This is a genomic window from Sunxiuqinia sp., assembly GCF_055140945.1.
In genome coordinates, this window is record NZ_JBSQYS010000049.1 from 12,128 (window position 1) to 29,861 (window position 17,734).

General features: G+C 42.6%; 17 protein-coding genes and 1 riboswitch. Of the genes, 2 read left to right on the forward strand and 15 right to left on the reverse strand.

Annotated elements, in window-relative coordinates; genetic code table 11:
* Nucleotides 1-76: 76 nt before the first annotated feature.
* From ACTB00_RS17605 to ACTB00_RS17675, 15 genes are all read right to left on the reverse strand, one after another.
* The gene (locus ACTB00_RS17605) at nt 77-622 is read right to left on the reverse strand and encodes a hypothetical protein (protein ID WP_463301225.1); all 546 of its coding nucleotides are present in this window, start codon (nt 620-622) and stop codon (nt 77-79) included.
* 4 nt (nt 623-626) lie between these two features.
* Nucleotides 627-3,530, reverse strand: a complete 2,904-nt coding sequence (locus tag ACTB00_RS17610) for a chemotaxis protein CheB (RefSeq protein WP_463301226.1) — start codon at nt 3,528-3,530, stop codon at nt 627-629.
* Nucleotides 3,531-3,916: 386 nt separating this feature from the next.
* On the reverse strand, nt 3,917-6,238 hold the full coding sequence (locus ACTB00_RS17615; RefSeq protein WP_463301227.1) for a glycosyltransferase: 2,322 nt from the start codon (nt 6,236-6,238) through the stop codon (nt 3,917-3,919).
* Between the two features lie 104 nt (nt 6,239-6,342).
* A complete protein-coding gene (locus ACTB00_RS17620; RefSeq protein WP_463301228.1) occupies nt 6,343-7,443 on the reverse strand; it encodes an AI-2E family transporter in 1,101 nt (366 codons plus the stop codon).
* Entirely contained in the window at nt 7,440-7,838 is a 399-nt protein-coding gene (locus tag ACTB00_RS17625) for a hypothetical protein (RefSeq protein ID WP_463301229.1), read from the reverse strand. Before ACTB00_RS17625 ends, ACTB00_RS17620 begins: the two co-directional genes overlap by 4 nt.
* Nucleotides 7,839-7,843: 5 nt before the next feature.
* Nucleotides 7,844-8,260, reverse strand: coding sequence for a hypothetical protein (locus ACTB00_RS17630; protein WP_463301230.1), 417 nt, complete (start codon nt 8,258-8,260; stop codon nt 7,844-7,846).
* Nucleotides 8,261-8,314: 54 nt separating this feature from the next.
* Nucleotides 8,315-8,587 carry a YtxH domain-containing protein gene (locus ACTB00_RS17635; RefSeq protein WP_463301231.1) on the reverse strand — a complete coding sequence of 91 codons (273 nt, stop codon included), beginning with the start codon at nt 8,585-8,587 and terminating at the stop codon, nt 8,315-8,317.
* 77 nt (nt 8,588-8,664) lie between these two features.
* On the reverse strand, nt 8,665-8,853 hold the full coding sequence (locus ACTB00_RS17640; RefSeq protein WP_463301232.1) for a CsbD family protein: 189 nt from the start codon (nt 8,851-8,853) through the stop codon (nt 8,665-8,667).
* A gap of 290 nt (nt 8,854-9,143) precedes the next feature.
* Nucleotides 9,144-10,739, reverse strand: a complete 1,596-nt coding sequence (locus tag ACTB00_RS17645; RefSeq protein ID WP_463301233.1) for a glycoside hydrolase family 130 protein — start codon at nt 10,737-10,739, stop codon at nt 9,144-9,146.
* A gap of 69 nt (nt 10,740-10,808) precedes the next feature.
* Nucleotides 10,809-10,964 (reverse strand): lmo0937 family membrane protein, encoded by a 156-nt coding sequence (locus ACTB00_RS17650; RefSeq protein ID WP_463301234.1) that lies wholly within the window; start codon nt 10,962-10,964, stop codon nt 10,809-10,811.
* Between the two features lie 43 nt (nt 10,965-11,007).
* Complete coding sequence (locus tag ACTB00_RS17655) at nt 11,008-11,361, reverse strand: hypothetical protein (protein ID WP_463301235.1); 354 nt, start codon at nt 11,359-11,361, stop codon at nt 11,008-11,010.
* A 148-nt stretch (nt 11,362-11,509) separates the two neighbouring features.
* Nucleotides 11,510-11,941 (reverse strand): response regulator, encoded by a 432-nt coding sequence (locus tag ACTB00_RS17660; protein ID WP_463301236.1) that lies wholly within the window; start codon nt 11,939-11,941, stop codon nt 11,510-11,512.
* Nucleotides 11,938-14,535: an ATP-binding protein gene (locus ACTB00_RS17665; RefSeq protein WP_463301237.1), complete on the reverse strand. Its 2,598-nt coding sequence runs from the start codon at nt 14,533-14,535 to the stop codon at nt 11,938-11,940. Before ACTB00_RS17665 ends, ACTB00_RS17660 begins: the two co-directional genes overlap by 4 nt.
* A gap of 1 nt (nt 14,536) precedes the next feature.
* Nucleotides 14,537-15,133 (reverse strand): helix-turn-helix domain-containing protein, encoded by a 597-nt coding sequence (locus tag ACTB00_RS17670; RefSeq protein WP_463301238.1) that lies wholly within the window; start codon nt 15,131-15,133, stop codon nt 14,537-14,539.
* Nucleotides 15,134-15,752: 619 nt separating this feature from the next.
* Nucleotides 15,753-16,367, reverse strand: a complete 615-nt coding sequence (locus ACTB00_RS17675) for a transposase (RefSeq protein WP_463301239.1) — start codon at nt 16,365-16,367, stop codon at nt 15,753-15,755.
* Between the two features lie 191 nt (nt 16,368-16,558).
* Nucleotides 16,559-16,657: riboswitch (TPP riboswitch) on the forward strand.
* 75 nt (nt 16,658-16,732) lie between these two features.
* Between ACTB00_RS17675 and ACTB00_RS17680 the strand changes: the two genes are divergently transcribed.
* Together ACTB00_RS17680 and ACTB00_RS17685 are read left to right on the forward strand one after the other, a co-directional pair.
* The gene (locus ACTB00_RS17680; protein ID WP_463301240.1) at nt 16,733-17,440 is read left to right on the forward strand and encodes a class I SAM-dependent DNA methyltransferase; all 708 of its coding nucleotides are present in this window, start codon (nt 16,733-16,735) and stop codon (nt 17,438-17,440) included.
* Nucleotides 17,441-17,468: 28 nt separating this feature from the next.
* The coding region (locus tag ACTB00_RS17685; RefSeq protein WP_463301241.1) for a hydroxyethylthiazole kinase at nt 17,469-17,734 on the forward strand (266 nt) is incomplete at its 3' end.

A 17,734-nucleotide genomic window follows, 5' to 3' on the forward strand; every position in this document is an offset into this window, starting at 1 on the left:
CGAAAAAAGATCGTTGTCTAAATGTATTTATTTTCAGACATTAAATAAAAGTGAAAGGCCATCGCTTCTTAAATAATCACGTTTTGAAAGCTGATATATCGATTGCTGACAGCAGGCATTTCTGGTCATCGTCGGTAAGAATACCTTCCATGTAAACGCGGCATAGGGGTTGTTTATCGTACCCGAGTGTCACTTTGCACGATTCTTTGGCATGGCTGCTGTAAACCTTCATGAAAAAATCGTTGAATATGGCCCGCGAATCTTCGGAGATAAATAGCTTGAAGTTGCTGTTTATTAGCTTGAAGCGTTTCTCTCCCAACAGATCGGCGCCTGTAAAATTCAGTTCACAAATACTGCCACTCTTGTCGAGCGTGAAATAGCCCATGGGAGCCAGATCGTACAACATGGTGTATTTCTTCAGGGCGGTTTCAGCGGTGTCGTATGCCCGGCGTAATTCTTCATTCTGCATTTCCAATTCAATCTGGTGCACTTGCAACTCGTGCACAAGCCTGGAGGCATCAAGGTCTTCAAACCCGGCCTTTTCTTGTTTCACCTTCAATTTTTCTTCGGCTTGTTGGCGTAGTTTTCGGGGATCGGTTAAATCCGGCTCTTCGTTCTGCATGACACTATTCTTTAGTTGTTATAATCATTCCTGTGGGTTCATTGTGTTGATTGAGTAAGGTGTTTACGGACCATTCAATCGTAGGTTTATTTTCTCCTGCAGCTATAACCTGCATTTTTAATTTGCCATCCTTCAATTTGCTGAGCAAGCTGTTAAGCTCTTTTTTTATTTTTTTCTGTTCCGGCAGCGGGATGAAGAGTCGGATGAAATCCTTATCGGCCACCTCCGTTCTTGTCTTTCCAAAAAACAGTTCCGCTTTCGGGTTGAACTCCATAATTTCAAACTCGGTTGAAAGTTTAATAACGACATCTGATACGGAATCCAGCAGCAAACGGTTCAACTTCTCCGCTTCAAGTAATCGAACTTCCATCTGATTGAGGTCGGAGATATTGATAAAGGTGATGACCAGGCCGTCAATCCGGTCGTCGTAGGTGCGGTAAGGCATAATGCGAATGGAAAACCACCGCCCGTCCTTAGTCGAAATTTGTTTTTGTATGAAAACGAGTGTACGCAAAACTTCACGCGCGTCATCAGCCAGATCAGGATAGTTGAGATCCGAAGTCTGGTCGGTAAATGGCCGGCCAATATCGCTTTTGATGAGTTTGAAGATTTTGGTGGTCTGGTTGGTGTAGCGGCGTATGTTCAGTTCTTTATCGAGAAACATGGTGGCAATATCGGTGCTGTTGAGCAGGTTTTTCATGTCGTTGTTCACCCGCGAATAATCGTCAACTTTCGACTGCAACTCGGCGTTTACCGTTTGCAGTTCTTCGTTCAGGCTTTGCATTTCCTCTTTCGAGGTGGTCAGTTCCTCGTTGGTTGATTGCAGCTCTTCGTTTGTCGATTGCAATTCTTCGTTCGTTGATTTCAGTTCTTCCTGCGACGTCTGCATTTCTTCGAGCGTGCCTTGCATCGACTCGCGCGCGTGCTGCAGCTCTTTTTCCAGGTCCGATTGTCTGCTCTGGTCGATCGCCTTTCGGCCAGCTCGTGGTCTGCTGCTGTAAATTTCGTGTACATCAGTAAATACGACCATCACCATTCCCTTTAGCGAATCAGGTTTTTCAATCCATTGAATGGTCACATCCAGGGTTTGTGAGCTGCCATTAGTCTCAACCTTGATGTGGTGCAGGATTTCTTTTCCTTTGGAGCCGAGCACCTTACGGAAAGCCAGTGGAAATTCGTTGCGTAAACCTTCGCGCAGCATGGCGAAGATGTTCAGGTTGGCTTTTCCCACTGCGGGTTCGAGGTATTTCCCGGTGTGTCCGCTGATGTAGACGATGTCGCCATTTTCGTTGACTAACACTGCTGGAGGCGAAAACTGTTGCAACAGCAGCTGTTCAGCAGGTGTTTGGATATTTGAAGGTAGTTTAGCAGGCATTTGGGTTTCAGGTTTACTCATGTTCGCTCTTGAAAATGAGGAAGGAAAATCAACGAGTTCGGGTGTCAAAGTGGTGTTGGAACGTTGGTATATTTTCAGTTTTGAATCAACGGTCGTAAAAAGCGGACTTTGAGTACCAAGCGATTCGGAGCTGCCCAGTAGCATCAGTCCATCTGGATTCAGGCTGTAATAAAATAGGCCAAGTAGCTTTTTCTGCAATTCATTGTCGAGGTAGATCAGCAGGTTGCGGCAAGTCAGAAAGTCGATCTTGGTAAACGGCGGGTGCATGATAATGTTATGCTGCGCAAACACAATCATTTCCCGAATTTCGGTATTGACCCGGTAGCTATCTTCGGTTTTAACAAAAAACCGGCTCAGGCGCGATTGAGAAACATCGGTTGCAATATTGGCGGGAAACAGGCCTTTTCGGGCAATATCAACGGAGCTTTCGTCCAAATCGGTTGCAAATATTTGCAAGCTGATACCACTGTGCTTCTTGGTTTTTTCCAACACTTCCCTGAACACGATGGCCAGCGAATAGGCTTCTTCGCCGGTAGAGCATCCGGGAACCCAGGCCCTTAAAATTGATCCGTCTTTGGTGTTGGCAATAATCTCCGGCAAGATGGATTCCTTCAATTTTTTCCAAACATGCGGGTCGCGGAAAAAGTTGGTCACGCCAATCAGCAGTTCCTTGAAAAGAATCTTGATTTCGGCCGGGTTTTCTTGCAAAAAGTGAACATACGAATTGATCCGATCTATTTTATGAATCCCCATGCGCCTTTCAATGCGGCGGTAAAGGGTATTTTTCTTGTAAAGCGAAAAATCGTTTCCGGTTTGGCTGCGCAGCAGGATGATCACTTTATCGAGCGCACTTTTGTCTTTACTCTCCGTTTCCGGGTCAGGACTCAGGGTAGGGATGTTCTTAATCAGATCTCTGAGCTTCGCTGGTAGCTCTCCGGCTGGGGCAACAATGTCGATCATTACCGAGTCGATTGCATTACGGGGCATGCTGTCGAATTTGGCCGTAGCAGGATTTTGAGCCATAACAATTCCGTTGTTCTCCTTGATGGCATGGAGCCCGATACTACCATCGGATCCCATTCCCGACAGAATGATGCCGACACTTTGGTCCTTTTGGTCGAGCGCAAGCGAACGAAAAAAGAAATCGATGGGCAGCCGAAGTCCTCGTGCTTCCATGGGGTCAAACAGGTAAAGCACTCCTTTTAATATCGACATGCTTTTATTTGGAGGGATAACATAGGCGCAGTTTTGCTTCACAGGCGTTTGATCTTTTACCTGATGAACCGGTATTTTGGAAACCCGCTGCAGCAACTCGGGCAACATGCCTTTTTGAGTAGGATCCAAATGCTGGATAAAGATATAGGCCATTCCGCTGTTCTCGGGAACCTGAGCTAAAAATTTTTCAAAAGCCTCCAGTCCTCCGGCCGATGCCCCAATACCGACGATTGGAAATGGGTTGGTTTCCAAATCCGTGGCTTTCTTCTTACTTGTTTTTGTTGATTTATCCTGCACTTGAGTGACCGTTATTGATATTGATAAGTGAGATAAATATACAATAAAATGTCGGAATGTACTTAATCTACGCTGACAGTTGGTTTTACATTTTACGCCTGTGGTTGGACAGCTTGCGGCTTTTTTGAACACAAAGACCCAAGACACCAAGTTGATGAGGACAGAAAAAAAACCTGATGCTCAAGCCGCTGGCGGTTTGCCTCGAAACTAACGCAGGGAATGAGGAAAGAAGTGCCCAACCACCTCCCTCCCGGTAAACCGGGTGGTTGGAATCTTGAATTATTTCTTCTTGATTTATAACCACAGATTCCACAGAGGATCAGGATTATGAATACTCATGCTCCACAGCGGCCTTGTTGGGATGCTGTTTACGGCCGGGTGAATAATCAGATCTTTGTTGGTTCTGCAACCGTTTGCCTGTGGGTTGGCAGCTTCCTGCAGAAGGAGGCTTTCGAATTTTCATTTCTTGTCATGCTTAGCCTGGCCATCAGGTAGCTTACCGTGGATTCAGCGCCTTGATTGAGGTTCACATGCCATTCTTCCAAGCCATCGTAACATCCTCCGGTACATGGATTGTAAATGATTTGATGCAGCCGGTTTTCGCCTAAAAACCAATTGAAGGCAGTATCCATTTTCACACGATAATTCTCATCGCTTGTGACCTTGTAAAATTCACTTAGAGTCATGATGGTGTAGGCTACATCAATGGGCTGTTCGCCAAACTGCGCGGCTTTCTGTCCTTTTTGCAGCCACTGTTTATTCGAAATCACTTCGATCCCATTTTCGTTGAAGGTTTGATTCAGCAAAAAATTGAAAGACGACAAGGCGATGTTTTTATAAACAACATCCTTCGTTAGCAACCAGGCATACAACATGGCTTCGGGCAAGGTACTGTTTCCATAAGTGAGATAGCTTTCAAACCATTCCCATTTTTTACTCGATTCATGTTTGTACATCTGGACCATGCGACGGGCAAAAACGTCGATCAGGTCGAGATTATCCGAGTAATTGACCGCATTTTCATAATAATACAAGCCTTTAATTGTAAACGCCATGGCACGTGTTGAACGCACCATGCGCATGCGTGGCAGCGATTGTTCAATCATGGCCCCGGCATCAGCAATCAGTTTATCGGGTAGCAGGTCGGTTAGTGAAGTCAAATAGCCCAGCGCCCAAATGGCCCTGCCATTCGAATCATCTAAATTCACCTCTTCGTTCTGGTCGGTAAAACGGAGCTTTTTATCAACATAGTTTAAAAAATTTCCTTCAGCTTGCTGACAATACGCGATAAAGCTGAGGTATTTTTTGATCGCCGAAATAATCTTCCTGTCACCTGTCGTTTCCAGGTACATACAAGCAGCCACCAAAGCCCTGGCATTGTCATCAAGCGTGTATCCGGAGCCAATATCGGGTTGATTGACTTTTGAAAACTGAATGATCCCCATGCGGGTGGTCATCTGCTTCAGATGGTTCAGGTTGATGGCCGGCAAGTTGTAGCGTACGGTGGTATGGTTGCCAGCAATTTTGTCGAACAACAACCGATGTTCAACGGCGGAATTCTCCCAGGCTGTTGAAACAATTTTCTGCAAGGTGTTTAAGCTGATGTTTCTCCGTAGCTTATCATTATTGAGGAGCTTGATTACCGCGTTGGACAGTTGTTTCGAATTACCAAAATTAAAGATCATACCGGTGTCTTTGGTCAGCACTTCCTTGGCATGCGGTATCGGTGTCGAAATGATCGGGCAGCCACAGCTCATGGCATAAACAAAGGTTCCGCTCACGGCCTGGTTCGGATCGTTGGACGTAAACAGGTAGACATCCGTTAGCTGCAAATATTCGAGTAATTCCGGCAAATCCAGGTATTGGTTCACAAAACGAACATGATCCTGAAGATTCAGTTTTTTGACTTTTTCTTCGAGCATCTCCCTGTATTTTTCACCTTCCGTTTTCACCACCTCCGGGTGTGTTTTTCCGATGGCCAGAAAGATGGCCTGCGGGCATTTTTTCAGGATTGCCGGCAACGCGTCAATGGTGGTTTCCAGGCTTTTTCCTGAACTTAGCAAGCCAAATGTTGTCAGTACTTTTCGGCCTTTCAAGCCGTACTTCAGTTTTAACGAAGCCTTATTTAATCGAGGAACCAAATGGGTGCCATGGGCGATCACCGCTATTTTTTGCTGCGGCACGCCATAGGCATTCGTTAAGATTTCGGCGGAAGTATTGGTCATCACGATGATCGATTCGCATGCCGCTGCGATATGCTGTACATTTAATTTAAATTGCTCATCAGGATGAGGTAGAACCGTGTGAAAAACAATCATAACGGGTTTTGAAATGGCTTTCAGGAGTTTCAGAAATGATTCCTCTCGGCCATGAAAGAACCCAAACTCGTGTTGAATCAAAACAATTTTGATGTCTTTATCCTGATTTATTTTGAGTGCCATTCTTTCATAGTCGGCAACTATCGATGTTTTCAATACGAATTCAACTTCATCCGGGTATTCATAATTCACATCATCGGCCTCCATGGCACAAACTTTAATCGATAGGGAGTCACTGAATTTAGTATTCAACGACTGGATCAAATCTTGCGAATAGGTTGCTATACCGCATTCCCTTGGTGGATATGAAGTCATAAATAATACTTCAGTCTGCTCCGGTTGAGTCATGGAGTGGGCTTCATGCTGCTGGTTATTGATATTCTTCTTCATACGATTCAATTGTTAATTATTTGTTCCTAATTCTGATAAATGCACCGGGCGTGCAGGAGATACGGGAATTTGCTTTCGCCTGCTTCTTACATCAACCTTTTGCGCTATTTCTTCTTGAAAATTGGTTTCAATTTTAAGAAGGAAGGCATGGTGTCTCCCAATAAAAATCCCCAGGGTTTTAATGATTCAATATGGTCGAAAATCAGTTTGACAATGGCAAGCAGCGGGATGGAGAGAAACATGCCCGGGATTCCCCACAAAGCGTTTCCTGCAAAAACCACGATGATTGAAAACAGCGCATTGATTTTCACTTTCGACGAAACGATGACGGGTACGATGTAGTTGTTGTCGATCAGTTGGATGACGTAATACAGGACTAAAACATACAAGGCATACATGCCCGAATCTTTGGTGGCCAGCGCAACGATCATGGGTAAAGCTACAGCCACAATTCCTCCAATGTATGGAATGACATTGAGCAATGCTCCGATAATTCCCAGCAGGATGGCATATTCAATTCCGAGTGCCAGCAAAGCGACCGAATTCATGACTGCAACAATGGCCGCTTCGATAATCAGGCCAACAAGGTAAAGTTGGACAACCGATTTGGTTTTTGAAATAATTGCACTCACCTGGCGTTGATCGCTTTTACCAAATACCTGGTGAAGAAATTCAACCAACAGCGAGTGGTAGAACAAAATAATAAACACATAAACAGGAACCAAGAGCAATGCCATGACAATGCTTCCGATGGTGATGAGTGTTTCACCAATGGCGGCCTTCCCGATGTTGAGCATTTCATCCTTGCCCTTTTCAATGTATTCATTGATTACTCCCGGACTGATATCGGTATACACTGATAATCTGGAGATGGTTTCGTTGAGCATAGCCGTGAACCGATCGACCATGATGGGCCATGATTCCCCAAACTGGTTCATCCGCGACATGATCAGCGCTGCAAGGGAAGCGACGATCAGAAACGTAAGAAAGATGGTAATGATGATGGCGATGACCCTTTTTATTCTCATCCGTACAAAAAAGTTGACAACCGGATGAAGGACAATGGCAATGATAACCGCAAAAACCAAGGGGACAATAATACTTCGTCCGATAGATAGCATGGTGATGAAAACATACAGCCCGATTAAGAGCAACGATGCTTTGGCATAAAACGGAAGCTTCAGTATTTTATCATTGTCGGTCACGGCTTTTCAGAATTTGCTTCTTTTTTGCCTAGAAAGCGTTGGTAAATAAACTGTCCGATTGATTTAATCGTACCCGAGTGTTGTGCGACCACATTGGTTACACCAAGCTGAAGGATCACGCCCAACAGCTTCCTAAACCTGCTTCCCGATCCGGCCACAACGATCATTTTTGAAAGGTATCCGGATGCCAGACCAAAGGTTGTTCCCCAAATATTGTCAATCAAATCCGGCGTTGAGGCAACCTCGGATAAAGCGCCCTTGATGAGGTTGGCCGGCTTTAAACTTTCATAGGAGAGCAGTAAGTGTTCCTTAAGTTGCTGTCCCTTGAGTGCATGCTCGGCTTCCAGGATTTGAATGGCCTGCTTCAGTTCTTCGGCGGTGGTGATCGGTTTCATAGGGATTATTTTAGCACTTGTTTAATAAACGTGTTGCCAACAGTCCTTTTGATCCATTTCTGCATAAAAAAATAGATTAAAACTGCGGTAATACCGTAGAATCCGGCCACGGCAAAAAAGCCTAAATATATTTCTCCCAAAATCTGACCAATCCAAATTGCCAATCCAAAATTCAGGAACAGCGCAAAGAGCGAAATAATGATCAAGACAGTAGCATTGGAAAAGAATGATGACATCACTTGCGAAGTTTTGTCCAGAGCTTTTAGTTTTGCTAACTCCATGCTTGTTTGTCCGTAGTCCGTAACTCGTTCCAGCAGCGATTCAATAAAATTGGTCTTGTCTTCCATGATTTTTAGTTCGTATTGGTTCAAATTGGAAATTGGGCCAGCAGCCTGAAAATATTCAAACAGAAGCTTTCCCATTTTGATGTTTCCAAGCACAGACCCAAGGGTTCTCATATATGCGCACGCTATATCTTAGACCGAGGTTACCTCTTTCTTCATGTCATTCTTTTTGTGCATTTTTTGCTCCGTATAGTCCGAAACACTTTCTTTGGCTTGTTTAAACTTGGCAAAGAGGTCGTCCAACAATTCGTTGATTTTTTCTTTCACTTCGTCGGATAAAGTCTCACTTTGTCTTGCTATTTTTTTGCGGGTAACTTTACCTTTATGTGGCGCAAATAAAACTCCCGCCAATGCTCCGGCGGCTGCGCCCGCGAATACGCTTAATAATACTTTTCCTGAATTCATAATTTTAATTTTAAGATGATATTTATATAATGTCAAGGCGTTAAATCTTTGTAATTGGTGTAAGTGGCGCAAAATGATCAGAAAAGTCCTGAGATGATTTTTAAGGTTTCTTCTTTTGTTGTTCCTAGTTTTAGCTGAAGCCTGGCAAGAATTGCTTCTTTTTTTCTTTCCAAAAGCATCTGGTCATTGTTGGTTAAGTCTGCAAATTTTTGTTTGAGCTTGCTTTTGCTCTTTTCCCAGCTGCCGTCAGCTTTTTTCTCTGTCATATCATTAAATTCAAATTGCGCTCTATATACCCTACAAAGGTGGACTAACTGGCCTCGGAAAGCGTTACACAATTCCGATTAAGTATTACATTATTCACACATCATCAGCAATATTGTGCTCTTATGAAATTGGCTGTTTTGCGCTCGATTTTCGATTGGGTTGGATGACTTTGAGCCATCCAGTTTGGAGGGAATGAATTTGTTGTAAAGGAAACAAGCAGCACTGGATGATCCCTGCTCGTTTCTTTAGGCTTCAGTTTTTTTGCACTGAAGGTTCCACTTTGTCACGTTCAATTCTGGTCAGACTTACCTGAAGCTTTCAATGCGTCGAGCAATTCCCTTAGATTAACGGTCGCGTACGCGGAGGAATGGTCGGACATGGCATAAGGAATAATCAGGTCGTTGTTATGAATAATGGAACCACAGGAGTAGATCACATTCGGCACATAGCCTTCTCTTTCCGATTCATTGGGTGCCATCAGGGGGCTTTTCAATCTGCCAATTTCAATTTCCGGATTCTCCAGATCAAACAAGGATGCTCCGAGTTTATATTCCCTCATTGGTCCAACGGCATGGGTAATTACCAGCCAGCCATCTTCCGTTTCAATTGGCGATCCTGCATTGCCCATCTGCACCAAATCCCAGGGATACTTCGGTTGTTGCGTCATTTTTGCTTCACTCCAGAAATTGATCTTGTCAGAAAAAGCAATATAATTGTTTACAGCATCCATGCGGCACAACATGGCGTATTTACCATTTATCTTCCGCGGAAACAAAGCCATTCCTTTGTTACGGGCGAGCTCACCGTTGATCGGCAATATTTTAAAGTGATAAAAATCAGTTGTTTTGATCAACTTAGGCAAGATATTAACTCCATCATAAGCAGTATAAGTGGCATAGTAAGTCATTTGGCCATTGTCATCGGTGAATTTGACAAAGCGGGCATCTTCAATACCTTTTTGCTCGGTGGCCGAAACCGGGAAAATGACCCGTTCAGAAATGGCCGAATCAATGGAAAAATTGATCTCGTAATGCGATGAGGCCAACCACATGAGTTTGTTTAATACATTAATCTGTACTTCTGAAGTATCCGGGTCTTTTAATGCCATGGAGACGTTCTTCATCAGTTCGCCATAGGTAAAGTTTTCGCCGAGCTTATCCAGGATGAAATCCGCTGACACAACATTTGAAGGCTTTCGCAAAGGCTTCGGGCTGTCGGTAATGATTGGAGGAGTACCATCTTTCCGGTCGGGGGTTTCGTTCGGCTTGTTGAGGTTTGCAGGAGGATGATCATTTTCTGCTTTTTTCATGTCAACTAATTTCTCCTGAAAAGTCTTTTTTTCGTAGAAACTCCGTTTAATGACATCAGCCTCGGCCAACATTTTTCCGACTGGTTCAACACGTAGGTCATTGTTTTTGTCAAGCACTCCTGTGCGGAATACCAGAGACGAAATATGGCCTTCGCCAGTTGCCCTAAAACTTAGGATAACCCTTTTTTCGTCGTCCCTTAATCCCGCCTGGTCCGGATCTTCGACGACCGATGGATTAAAAAATGCCGCCGATTCAATGGAATATTCCATCGTGAAATAAGAGCCGATCAGTGCTTTCTGAGCAAGGCTCAAATCTTCTTCATTGATTTCAATCGTGTCGAATATGGGAGCCAAACGGGCAAAGTGCTTCTCAAATATTCGTGAAATATTCCGATGTCGTCTCGAATACCGCCTAAGTAACTGACTCATGGCAATATTGACTTCTGTTTCGGGCATAGCCAGCACCTTCCGGATGATATCAGCCGATCGTTCATCATTTAAAAATAGAAACCGGGCAATTACTCTGGAAGGGTCAGGCGAGAATATCAAATTTTTTCGGAGGACGTTTACTTGCATGAACAGGTTTTTAGAAGTTAGTGAAACGATATTCGAGTCTTGATAAGGACAATCCCTAAGTTCTTCATCTTAAAGGACCCTCCGTCCCTGAATCACTCTCAGGATTACTGCAATGAGGGCGATAACGAGCAATACATGTATGATTCCTCCCGTATTGAAGCCAACAAAACCGACCAGCCATAAAATGACTAAGACAACGGCAACGATATATAGTAAATTTCCCATGATGATTTATTTTAAAATTTAGATCACAACTCAGTCTAAGTGCTTAAAGCAACAGGATAAGCAGTAGTATGACAATGATAATTCCTCCGGCTGAAAGATAAATTCCACCGTTTCGGCTATTGGCAACCGTCGCTTCGCCATTGGCTTTCATTTCCGATCGGATTGCGCGAACTTCTTTTCGAAGCACCCTCTTTTCGGAAGCAGATAGCGTTGATACATCCATCACTTTTATTTCCATTAAGCGATCGATTCGGGCAGTGGCTTCTGCTGACGCAACGGTCACCTCCGTGGTAGTCTCCGCTGGAACCGTGATGGGTTCTGCATCAGCTCTCAATTCGTCTGGCGAAAATAAAAGAACCAGAAATAAGGTCATTAAGCTCAGTGTTATTTTTTTCATTTGGATAAAATTAGTTTGTGAAGGTATTTTCACGATTCAAAGGTCAGCACATTCAAGTCCAAATCCGTTACACAATTCCTGCAAATAATTACATGATTCACACATTATGAGTTCGTTGACGCCAATTAATGTGTGAAGAAAAAATTGATCACATGCGATCCATATACCAGGTTAATTGCTTTTCGAGTTTTTGGGTTGCTAAAATGGTTGTGATGATTTTTTTCAAGCGCAGGAAGGCGGTTTCGCTCTTGACAACATAATCGGTTGCCTTGTGGTGCATGCAGTTGATGGCCACATCGATTTTATCCTGAGCAGATAACATGATCACTGGAATATCCGGGAGCAAAGCATTGATTTCATCCAGTGTGTCAATCCCATTAATCGCATCCCGGTCAACCCCGTCAAGGTAATAATCTAAAATGATCACATCAGGACGGTGCGATAAACTTTTAAGGCAAAGCTCACCGGTAGCAAAGGTTTCAATATCAAAATCAGCTTGTTCCATAAATTCGATTTGCAACAATTTCAGAAACACGGCATCGTCGTCCACCAGGAAGAGTTTTATTTTATTTTTATTCATGATATGTTGTTTTTAATCCGGTTTAACTCGACTTGTAATTCGTTGCATGCCTGGGTGCAAATGGTTTCGAGTAGTAGTACCAGCTCCGATATTTTTTCTGTCTGTTTTTGTGCACTCGCATATTCCTGAACTCTTTTGGCCATGTTTTCAGGCTCGGGTCCCATGCCCATGATTGCAAAAGATGGGATCATTTTATGCACGGATGCGTACAGCAGGTTCCAGTCGTTGTCGATGAAGCCTTTTTTCATGCTTGAAATCAGAGCCGGAGTTTGCTCCAGGTAAGCCGAAATCATTTCCATCATGAGTTTCGGATGCGATTTGGTCCGGCTTATCAAGTATTCTAAATCAATGCAGCTCGTTACAATCACTGCATCGAATATTTCTTCTTGCGATTCGCTGCGCTCGATGGGAATTGGTTTTTTTACGAATCCAGCTATTTTGCTATACAATAAACGTTCATCGACTGGCTTGGCAATATAATCGTCCATGCCAACAGCCTTGCATTTGGCCAAATCAACCGTGGTCACATCGGCCGTTAAGGCGATGATCGGGATCTGCAAATTCATGGTGTTGCGAATGTAATCCGTTGCGTCAAACCCATTCATTTCGGGCATCTGCAAGTCCATTAAAATAACATCGTAGGTTTTAGTCCGCAGCTTTTCAATGGCGATTTTCCCATTCTCTGCAATATCAAGTGCAAATCCGAAATCTTCAAGCAAGGTTCTCATCAACAATTGGTTGAGCACAATGTCTTCAACAACCAGGACCGTTATATTTTTAAGTTCGTTGTCCAATTCAATCATTTCTGAATCTAACTCAGCATCTTCTGCTGTTTTCAGAAAACTTAGCACAAAGCTGAATGTAGAACCTTGGTCCACCGCACTCGCTACTTTAATGGTTCCGCCTTGTGATTCGACCAATTGTTTGGCGATGGCCAACCCTAAGCCGGTTCCTCCATAAATGCGTGAGGTCCCGCTTGTTGCCTGCTGGAAGTTTTCAAATATTTTTTCAATTTTATCGTTCGCAATCCCAATTCCGGAATCCATTACTGAAAATTGGATGGTTACTGTTTTCTCGTCCTCGCTCACTAAACCTACATCAACCGTAATTTTTCCTTTGTTGGTAAATTTAACCGCATTGCTTACCAGGTTTAAAATAATCTGGTGCAGTCGCACCGGGTCACCAACCAAAACTTCAGGAATATTCTCATCGTACTTCGTCACCAATTTTAGATTTTTCTCGTGAATTTTTGTTTCAAACAAATGAAGCATGGCCGAAATCGAAGCCGCCATTTTAAAGGGAGTTTGTTCGAAAGTCATTTTCCCGGCATCCACTTTGGCCAGGTCAAGAATGTCATTGATTAACACAATTAATGCATCTCCACTCAACTTGATAGCTGTCAGGTATTCCTTTTGTTTGACAGTCATTTCGGTTTTTAGCAATACTTTGGTAAAGCCGATAATCGCATTCATCGGAGTACGGATTTCGTGGCTCATATTCGATAAAAACTGCTGCTTGGCTTTCACTGCATTTTCAGCAATCCGTGTGGCACGTTCGGCTTTTACTTTGGCATCTTCAGCAATATCAACAGCCAGTTCGGCAAATACAATGGCTTCGGTTAGCTCATTGGCAATTCGTTTTTGCTCCGTCACATCGCGGGCAACAATCACCGCGCCCAGCACATTTCCCAGGTCGTCTTTGTAAACCGAACCGTTAAACAGAACATCGGTCAGTTTTCCATTGGCGTGGCGAAGGGTTAAAGGAAAATCGGCAACCGATTCATTGGCAAAAACTTCCTGATATACCTGGTGGGCTTTCTGTGGCTCGGTGAAATACTTGAGAAACTTGGTCTCTTTCAATTCTTTGCGCGATACGCCTGTAATGTCTACCAAGGCCTCATTCATATCAGTGATTTTCCCCTGGGGGTTGATTACAACCAAGGGGTCGCGACTGGCTTCAATCAAGCTCAGCGAATACTTTGAAGCTAATTTTAACGAATAGCTAAATGCTTCAAGGGCTTTATTTTCAGCTGATCTTTTTTCTTTCTCTTCACTCTGATAGTCAAGTTCTATCTCCGCTCGAATTAATTCCTTCGCGCGTTTTTTCTTTTCCTTATTTTGTAAGGCTAGTTCTTTGTTGGCAATAATTAGCTCTGCCGTACGTTTTTCAGTTTCCTTATTTTGGAGGATCAGCTCTTTGTTGGCAATTTGCAATTCTTTGGGCCATTTTTTTTCAGCACTATCGCGTGCCACCACAACCGCCCCCAGCACATTACCGGCTTCATCTCTATAAACCGATCCGTTGAATAAGACATCGGTTAATTTCCCGCTTTCATGACAGAAGGTAAGTGGAAAATTACTCCCTGATTTATTTGCAAACACTTTCCGGTATATTTTCTGCGCTTTTTTGGAGTCGGTGAAATAATTGCAGAAATCAGAGCCGATCAGATTTTTACGGTTTACACCAGTGATATCGACCATTGCCTGGTTCATGTCCATAATCTTACCTGCCGTGCTGATAGTCATCAACGGATCCAGACTGGCTTCAATCAAACTACTGGCATATTGTGATTTGTGCGACCTCGTTTGTTCCATTTTATTTCGTTTTAGCACCAGCATTATCTGTTGAAATTCCGATATCTTCAATCGGGCTGCGTCTTTTATCCTTTAATTTTTTAAAGTGTGAAGGAGAAAGCCCTGTCATTTTCTTAAACTGATTGGATAAGTGGGCTACACTGCTGTAATTCATCTTCCATGCGATCTCTGTGATATTCAGTTCCCCGTAAATAATCAATTCTTTTATTCGTTCAATTTTATGCGCGATAATAAATTGCTCAATCGTCGTTCCTTGTATTTCGGAAAACAAATTGGCGAGATAGGTGTAATCGTGGTTTAGTTTTTCACTTAAGAAGTTGGAAAAGTTAGTTTTGACTAATTCATTGGAATGATGGATCATTTCGATGATTATGTTTTTAATTTTCTCAATCAAAACAGCTCTTTTATTGTCCATTAGTTCAAATCCTGAATGGAGCAAAGCAATTTTTATTTGCTCGCGCTGTTCTTCAGAAATGTTCTCCATGACTTCAACTTCGCCCAAATCGACCATAATGAAATGTAGCCCAAGTCTTCTGAGGTCTTCTTTTACCGCTAGTTTACAGCGGTTGCTTACCATGTATTTGATATAGAGTTTCAACTTATTTTTTTTGGGAAATCTGTTCAAAGTTTTGCAATAAAATCAGGAAAAATGTTACAAAACTTTATAAATAAGTTACACAATTCACACATTTGGAAGATGATATCGCGTATGATGTTTGTGTTTTATGAAGACTTTGTCCATGTACCTCTGATCGAAGAATCTAGCTTTAACGGTCTATTCAGGCGATAAATAAATTCTTTTAAACTTTCTTTTTCTCAATCTGAAGGAAATAGGTACTTGACCTAAATACATTCATTCCCCATCATTCCCTCCACCCAATTCAACACAAAATCCACCAATCCACACCACCAATCCACACCACCTGTACAATTTTCATTTGACAGCATTTGTTTTATTTATTAAGCTTAACCCGCTTTATGCATTAGCATATTGAAAAGGAGGGCTTAGGTTCTCGACTTTAGCAAAAATTCCATCAAGCCAGGGTCTTCGTTTTGTATTGAGAGCAATCTTCAACACCTTTCTGTTGGCATGATTTACAGTCCATGCCCCTAATGCAAAGCAATAGGTTTTTAAGGTTGCTAAAGTTGATTTATTGTGCGATTGCAATGCGAAATGACGGAACAAACTCATAATATTATATGCCACCATAATAAACCTAAAGGAAGCTTCTGTTGCCCAAAAATCTTTCAGACAAAAATTTTCCAACCCAAAATGCCTTGCAGCTACTGCTGTCAGCCGTATTGCCCGGACGCAGCCATGCATTGGCCACCATGCGGGTCTGAGAAACAAAAGCCATTAGTGGATGATGAGAGTTGCGACCTCTCTTTAATGGGTTATATCCCTTGGCACTCCCTTCTTGATTCCCTGCTCGGGTAATCACTGTGCTATCAATATCCAGGGTAATGTCATTAACCTGGAGTTGTGAAAAGAACCATTTTTGCAGTTCAGGGAAAACAGCTGTGTTCCTCTGTTGTGGAAACTTACCAAAAAATCGACTATAGGTGTTTTGTGATGGCATTTTATCCCACCCGAAAATGTCGTGTAAAGTTGTATCATAACGTAACCAATCCGCATGAATATACCTTGATACCCCTGTCCAGATACTAAGCCAGAATGACTCTATTATATGATTCGGGGCATAACTGCTATTCGAACCTTTCTCAGGCAAATCAAGAGTTGATAGATAATCTCTTATGCCTATTGAATCCATAAAACGCTTCATCAAACTCACGCCTCCAAATGGAGTGACCTTTTTTATCAGAGTATTCAATCGGTAGATTAACCATATGGGTGAAAGTCGAATATTGTGTTAGCTCTACTAATATAAGACTTTTAGATAATTATCTTGTTCCTATTGCATATTCTGGGTTTAACGGTTCTTATCTTGACACTTTTTTATCTTAAAAGAAATGCTTTAATATATTATTCTTCATTTCGCCAAAAAAAATCAATACTTTTACATCAAATCGTTAGGGGTGTCTGTCTATGAGGGCAGGCTGAGATTATACCCTGGAACCTGAAATGTATAATAACAGCGGAGGGAAACGAGGATTGTATTTAATTTTAGAATGAACAAAAAATACAGGCCGTTTCGCATTTCTGCGGAGCGGTTTTTTTATTAAAGACAGACTTATTATGAGTGAAATGAAAAGTAGTTTCGACGAGTACGCATCAAAATACGATGCCTGGTTTATGGAAAATACAAACGTGCTCTATTCCGAAGCAAAACTGGTGGCACATTTTTTAAAAGATTCTAAAGATGTTTTTTCCGTGGGCTGTGGTAGTGGACTTTTCGAAATGATTCTGGAAAAAGACTTTGGAATTTCTATAAAAAACGGGCTGGAACCATCGGAAGGAATGGCTGAAATTGCCCGAAAACGTGGGATGACAGTTGAAATAACAACAGTAGAAAAAGCAGAGCTTGGTACAGAACAGTATGATAGTGTGTTGTTTAATGGCACGCCAAGTTATATTACCGACCTGCAGGCTGCATTCAATAAAGCCTATTCGGCGCTGCGCCCGGGGGGTAAAATTGTGGTGATTGACGTACCCAAAGAAAGTTCGTATGCCTTGCTATACAACCTGGCAAAAACAGTTGGAACCTGGGAACACCCTTTGTTAAAAGATGTTCATCCTGAAGACCCGTATCCTATCGAATTTGTAAAAATTGCCAATTGGCGAACTACCGCAGAAAAAGTGGAAATGTTAGAGAACTCCGGATTTCATGATTCGAAATATGCACAAACGCTAACGTTACATCCCATTTATTCCAATAGTTTAGCAGAAGAACCTAGCGAAGGATACGACCGGGGTGATTATGTAGCCATTTGCGCCCGGAAATAAATCTTGTAGAACTAAAAATATAAATACCATGATAAATGCAAAATCAATTGCAGTCGATTTACAGACTTTAAGAGATAACACTCCTTTGGTGCACAACATCACCAATTTTGTAGTAATGAACAACACCGCAAATGCATTGCTGGTTATTGGCGCTTCGCCGGTTATGGCGCATGCTGTTGAGGAAGTGACTGATATGGTTGCTATTGCTTCAGCATTGGTGATTAACATTGGTACCCTGAATCCTTTATGGGTAGAAGGAATGATTAAAGCCGGAATTGCAGCCACAGAAAAAGG

Excerpts from the sequence above, each read along its gene's own strand:
- ACTB00_RS17650 (WP_463301234.1), bottom strand. The coding sequence starts at position 10,964 with ATGGGAAATTTACTATATATCGTTGCCGTTGTCTTAGTCATTTTATGG.
- ACTB00_RS17640 (WP_463301232.1), bottom strand. The coding sequence starts at position 8,853 with ATGACAGAGAAAAAAGCTGACGGCAGCTGGGAAAAGAGCAAAAGCAAG.
- ACTB00_RS17655 (WP_463301235.1), bottom strand. The coding sequence starts at position 11,361 with ATGAAAAAAATAACACTGAGCTTAATGACCTTATTTCTGGTTCTTTTA.
- ACTB00_RS17630 (WP_463301230.1), bottom strand. The coding sequence starts at position 8,260 with ATGGGAAAGCTTCTGTTTGAATATTTTCAGGCTGCTGGCCCAATTTCC.
- ACTB00_RS17660 (WP_463301236.1), bottom strand. The coding sequence starts at position 11,941 with ATGAATAAAAATAAAATAAAACTCTTCCTGGTGGACGACGATGCCGTG.
- ACTB00_RS17625 (WP_463301229.1), bottom strand. The coding sequence starts at position 7,838 with ATGAAACCGATCACCACCGCCGAAGAACTGAAGCAGGCCATTCAAATC.
- ACTB00_RS17635 (WP_463301231.1), bottom strand. The coding sequence starts at position 8,587 with ATGAATTCAGGAAAAGTATTATTAAGCGTATTCGCGGGCGCAGCCGCC.
- ACTB00_RS17605 (WP_463301225.1), bottom strand. The coding sequence starts at position 622 with ATGCAGAACGAAGAGCCGGATTTAACCGATCCCCGAAAACTACGCCAA.
- ACTB00_RS17645 (WP_463301233.1), bottom strand. The coding sequence starts at position 10,739 with ATGCAAGTAAACGTCCTCCGAAAAAATTTGATATTCTCGCCTGACCCT.
- ACTB00_RS17615 (WP_463301227.1), bottom strand. The coding sequence starts at position 6,238 with ATGAAGAAGAATATCAATAACCAGCAGCATGAAGCCCACTCCATGACT.
- ACTB00_RS17665 (WP_463301237.1), bottom strand. The coding sequence starts at position 14,535 with ATGGAACAAACGAGGTCGCACAAATCACAATATGCCAGTAGTTTGATT.
- ACTB00_RS17680 (WP_463301240.1), top strand. The coding sequence starts at position 16,733 with ATGAGTGAAATGAAAAGTAGTTTCGACGAGTACGCATCAAAATACGAT.